Origin of the sequence: Shigella sp. FC1967 (assembly GCF_001743005.1) — a bacterium.
Classification (GTDB): Bacteria; Pseudomonadota; Gammaproteobacteria; order Enterobacterales; family Enterobacteriaceae; genus Proteus.
In genome coordinates this window covers 1-5411 of record NZ_MIIZ01000657.1, presented here as the reverse complement: position 1 = coordinate 5411, position 5411 = coordinate 1, and the positions used below count along the sequence as shown (strand labels likewise).

Genomic DNA, 5411 nt, shown 5'->3' with positions numbered 1-5411 from the left:
TCAATCGTACTCTTGCGTTTACTACACTGATATTTACAGCACTTAGCGCATTTATAACTGGTGTTATTACATGGCACGCCCTTCCCGTTATTTTGAGTATTCTCTTACTGGCTCTTGCCTATTCCCGCTATAAAAAACAGCCTCTACTTAAAGCTATCATCATTCTTGCGCTTGTCATTATTGCCAGTGGATTAACTTTTCACCTTATTCCTGGCTTTAACAATTTACGTTACCTTTCACACGCCATTATCGGGATGAAAAGCGCGCCTTTTTCTTTTTATTTCAATGCAGATAAAGCATTATTGCCTTTTATTTTTCTGATCTTTATTCCTACACTTTTCGTCTGCGAGCCATTAAGAGAAGCAAATAAATTACAGTGGGCAATGCTAATTATTGCTATTCCTGCATTGTTACTAATCGCTGTAACGTTAGGGGGATTAGCAATTGAATTGCATTTTCCGTCGTGGTTACCTGCGTTTATTCTCGCAAATCTCTTTTTTGTATCACTCGCTGAAGAAGCATTATTTAGAGGTGTTATTCAGCAAACATTATCACGTTACCTCCCCCCTTATATTGCGCTATTAATCGCAGCCATTATCTTTGGTTTAGCGCATTTCGCTGGTGGATTATTGCTGATCATATTTGCGTCATTGGCGGGTATTATTTATGGATTAGCTTGGATGTGGAGTGGTCGACTTTGGGTTGCAACACTATTTCACTTTGCACTTAATCTGACTCACCTGCTCTTTTTTACCTATCCATTTAAAATAGCGTGATCTCTCTTTTTCATATCACAACGATGACCTATTTTTTTATCCTGACATTCACTGCCTTTTACTGATATCTTAACTTCGTCAGTAAAAGGATAAGTGAAACGTGAAAGCAATCACATAAATAGAATACAGATCTTCTTATTTGCGCCCATCATCGATGAAATTTTTGTTAGTATGCTTTATCGCTTATCTATAAATAATCAAAACTTCATACGGCGAACAATAATAAGCCCAAAATAATAACATCCATTAATACGATAAGAAGTTGTCTTACTTTGCAGTATAGACCTCAGAAAAAATAGGTAAGCTTTGCTTTGTTGGCTTTTTTAATTCAGCATAATCTGCTGATATTTTGCCCCTCTTATTACCAGGACAAAAGATATGTTAGACCAAGAAATGATCCGTACTTTTATACAGGTCGCTGATTGCCAAAGTTTTACCAAAGCCGCCGATGTACTTCATAAAACATCAGCGGCGATCAGTTACCGTATAAAAACATTAGAAGAAAATATCGGTACCCAACTTTTTAATCGCACCACCAGAACAGTTACACTCACACCGGCAGGAGAATATCTATTAGAAAAATGTCGTCAATGGATTGTATGGTTAGAATCAATGCCTGTTGAACTTCAGCAAATGAACGCCGGTGTCGAACATCAAGTCAATATTGTTATTAATAATCTTCTCTATGATCGCACTGCGGTTGCCAGCATGTTGGCTTGTCTTCATCAACGTTTTCCTTCTACCCAATTTCATATTACTCGCCAAGTCTATATGGGGGTTTGGGATGCGCTTATTAACGAGGATTATCATTTTGCTATCGGTGTTACAGGTAATGAATCCCTTAAGAATAATATTAATATTTGTGCGATGGGTGAGATCCAATGGCAATTTGTTGTCGCGCCTAATCATCCTTTAGCCAATATCAGTGGTGTATTAAGTGATGATCAAATGCGTATGTATTCTGCTGTAAATGTTGAAGATACATCTCGTCATCTTTCTAAACGTACTGCATGGCGTTTATCGGGTCAGCATGAGATCCGAGTACCTGATTTACACACTAAATTAGCCTGTCATTTAAAAGGCGTGGGAATAGGATTTTTACCATTAAGTTTATGCAAACCACTTATTGATAGCGGACAGTTAATTGCCAAAGAAGTAAAAAATCGTCGTCACAACTCTCCGCTTTCATTAGCATGGTGTGAAGATAAAAAAGGTGCGGTAGTCAGTTATTTAGTGGAATTATTTAAGCAAAATCATCCGAGTGTGCAATCGTTTTACGATCCTTTAAATTAAAAAGGCAAACCGAAGTTTGCCCTTTTACTGTGTAGTCCAATGACTATCTGAATAGCGAACTACGCTTTTGCTTCTTCATTATTGTTGCTTTCTTTAATAAAGAGGCTAGCCACAATACCGATACAAATTAGGATAGCGGCAAAGTAGAAACCCGAGTCCATGCTACCGGTTTTGTCTGATAGGAAACCCGTTAATGTTGGTGCAAAAACAGAACCCAACATACCGATACAGTTATAAACACCAAATGATGTACCTAGTGCATGTCTCGGTGAGTTATCAGCAACCACAGCAACAAGTACAGGGTTTGTACTAATTTTACCGACAATACCGTAAAGGATCAGCGCACCAATTAATACCGGCATTGATTCTGACATTGGTACCGCAAGAATAGCGACTAATGACAGTGGTAACATGATTAATAATACGGGTTTACGGCGACCAATTTTATCTGAAACCCAGCTAAATATCAGTGAACCAGGAATAGCAAACCATGGCATTAATGATGCGATAGTTGAAATTTGTGTCCCCGTAATTCCACGCTCAGTTTCTAAGTAGTACGGTAACCAAGTGACTAATACAAAGAAGCCATAAATTGAGCAGAAGATGGTGACATACGCAAGGTTGATATTACGATTACCAAATAAATCTTTAAATGTCAGTTTAACTTTCTGTTTTGGTGCGCCATTTTCTGTCGCTGGTTGTGCTTTTGGCTTATCTTTAATGATCCATAACATAACCAAACCAATGATAATAATTGGCACACCAATAATATAGAACGGAGCACGCCAGCTCATTCCCATCTCACCAACAGAAATACTTGAGATGTAATAACCAATAGATAAACCAAACGCCATACCACTATTGATAATCGCACTACCTAATGTAATACGATGTTTTGGTATCGCTTCCGAAGATAGACCATACTGAGGACCATAATAAAAACCTTGGAATATCCCCACCATGACCCATGCAAACATAAAGGTCACATAAGTTGGCATCATCCCCGCAATAATGGTGAATCCACCAAAGAGAACAACACCTGTTACTAATACTTTTTTCTTACCTAAATAGTCACCAATCATACCTGATGGAATATTTAGTGCAGTATATCCGATAAAGAAAATACTCATAATGGAGCCAAGTTGAGCTTTAGAAAGATCAAACTCAGCACCAATATTTACCATTAAAGGACCAATAATGGCACGGCTACCATACAAAGCAATCCAACCAAAGAAGAAGATAATGGTCAGTTTGACCCAATAAGGGACTTTGCCTTTCTCATTCACTTGTGCATCGTTCATAATGACGCTCCTGAAAGAATTTTTATTAAGACTTATAAATTAAAGTGCCAGACTGACCTTCAATAACTTGTTGAATATTTTGTAATGCACCAATATGAGCTTGTTGCCCTGTTGCATTCACAAAATCACTCACTGCCATAATTTTTGGTCCCATTGCGCCATCAGCGACAGCCATTGGTGCAAGTTCTTCTGGTGTTGCTTCACGAATTGCAGCTTGTTCTGGTGTACCCCAATTTTTATAAATAGCGTCGGCCTCTGTTAAAATAACAAAGTGTTCTGCATTTAATTCACGAGAAATTAAAGCTGCCGTTAAATCTTTATCAATAACAGCTTCACTACCAATAAATTCATTATTTGAGTTGTTGACTGGAATACCACCACCTCCACCACAAATAACTATATGACCTTTATCTAATAAAAGTCTTACAGCTTCGATATCAATAATCTTTTTCGGTGTTGGTGATGGAACAACTCGACGATAATGTTTACCATCTTGTTTAAATGTCCATTGATACTTCGCAATTAATTCTTCTTTATCAGCTTCATCATAAATAGGGCCGATAAATTTACTTGGATCGTTAAATGCTTCATCATTAATATCAACTGAAACTCGAGTCATGACTGTTGTAATTGCTTGCTCAGGATCATTCTGATTAATTTTCTGCATCATCATATAACCAATCATACCTTGGCTTTCTGCGACTAAAATATCCAATGGATATGCAGGAACATCTTGATATGCAAGGTTTTGTAGTGCAAGTAATCCAACTTGAGGCCCATTACCGTGTACTAATACAACACGATACTCTTTAGCTAATTTATTAATTGTCTCTGACATTAATTCAATATTTTTATATTGATTTTCAGCAGACAACACTTCTCCGCGTTGCAATAATGCATTTCCGCCTAAAGCGATAACAATTGTTTTCATAATTATCCGTATCCGAATGTTTATATAAATTCTTTTATTAAAAAAAAATTAATCAATATGCTGTTGTTGTTTTTTTAGCTTGGTAACCAATCCATAATCCCAGTAATGTATCCGCGCCGGAATGATGACCAATAGAGAGTATTTCCAACATATCCTTAAAAATAATCTCTTTATTCTTTATTTTTTTACCTAAATTGAATGAGATAGGTAGAAAATATTCCCTGTGTGGCATATTCCAAATAATGCTTACTGACAATGGTGGTCAATTCAGATAAAGGCGGTGTGTTATTAAAAAAATTATTAATTTTATTTTCTGGCTCTGCTAAATAATGTGCAAATAACATTCCTACAAGCATATCATCTGAACTTGGCGTTAATCCGGGGCCTTTCCCTGTAAAAATAGCCCAGTTAACTGCATTGCCTAATAGCTGAGTATGAAACAGCTTAGTTAATAACTTAATTTCGCTAAGTTGCGCAATTTGACGGTAATTTTTCAATGATCCGTATAATCCCGTTGCAATCGCAGGGGATAACAAAGAAAAGAAACTTTCTAACCAACGCAAATCTAAATCCGCTTTATCTTGTAAGCGCAAATTTTCACTTGGACCCGCGATCAATGTCAGCTTATTGGCGAGTATCGCTTGATGGTTTTTAAGGTTCATGACAATCGAGGGATGGCACTGTTTTGCAAAATAATCAAAATCCGCTTGTTTCAGTAACCATCCCATCGGGCTTAATCCTCTTCCTTCACGATGAAAAGTCATTAAGCGTTGTTGAGGACAAATGAAATTCAAAGCATGGTCATAAATGCCCACACATTTAATCTCACCTTCAAAATCAGCGATATGCTGGCTGGTCTGAAGTGCTTGAATTTGCATAATGCCCCCTTTATTGCTGTACTTTGTCGTTAAAAAACGAGATTAAGCGTCGATACCTAGCTCTTCAGCGAGTGCAACAATCGCTTTTTCAAAGCAACCTAAAGGTGCGCGTACAGTACCTGCACCAATCTGACCAACACCTGGCTCTTTATGTGCAATACCCGTGTTAATCAGTGGAGTGATCCCGGTTTCAACAACACGACGAGCATCTAAACCTAAGCATGCACCTTGG

General features: G+C 37.5%; 5 protein-coding genes and 1 pseudogene. 2 read left to right on the top strand and 4 right to left on the bottom strand.

Features of this window, described 5'->3' with window-relative positions:
* Positions 1-776, top strand: a 776-nt coding sequence (locus BHE89_RS08915; RefSeq protein ID WP_141008281.1) for a CPBP family intramembrane glutamic endopeptidase, incomplete at its 5' end; no start/stop codon positions are given.
* Between the two features lie 378 nt (positions 777-1154).
* The gene (gene allS / locus BHE89_RS08910) at positions 1155-2069 is read left to right on the top strand and encodes an HTH-type transcriptional activator AllS (RefSeq protein ID WP_036934748.1); all 915 of its coding nucleotides are present in this window, start codon (positions 1155-1157) and stop codon (positions 2067-2069) included.
* Between the two features lie 59 nt (positions 2070-2128).
* Here allS and BHE89_RS08905 read toward each other — a convergent pair whose 3' ends face one another.
* The 4 genes and pseudogenes from BHE89_RS08905 to BHE89_RS08890 all read right to left on the bottom strand — a co-directional run.
* Positions 2129-3370, bottom strand: a complete 1242-nt coding sequence (locus BHE89_RS08905; RefSeq protein WP_069367324.1) for an MFS transporter — start codon at positions 3368-3370, stop codon at positions 2129-2131.
* Between the two features lie 25 nt (positions 3371-3395).
* Entirely contained in the window at positions 3396-4301 is a 906-nt protein-coding gene (locus BHE89_RS08900; RefSeq protein WP_069367323.1) for a carbamate kinase, read from the bottom strand.
* Positions 4302-4486: 185 nt separating this feature from the next.
* A complete protein-coding gene (locus BHE89_RS08895; RefSeq protein WP_286146017.1) occupies positions 4487-5179 on the bottom strand; it encodes an oxamate carbamoyltransferase subunit AllH family protein in 693 nt (230 codons plus the stop codon).
* A gap of 42 nt (positions 5180-5221) precedes the next feature.
* Positions 5222-5411: pseudogene (locus tag BHE89_RS08890) on the bottom strand (DUF1116 domain-containing protein); the annotation flags it as partial.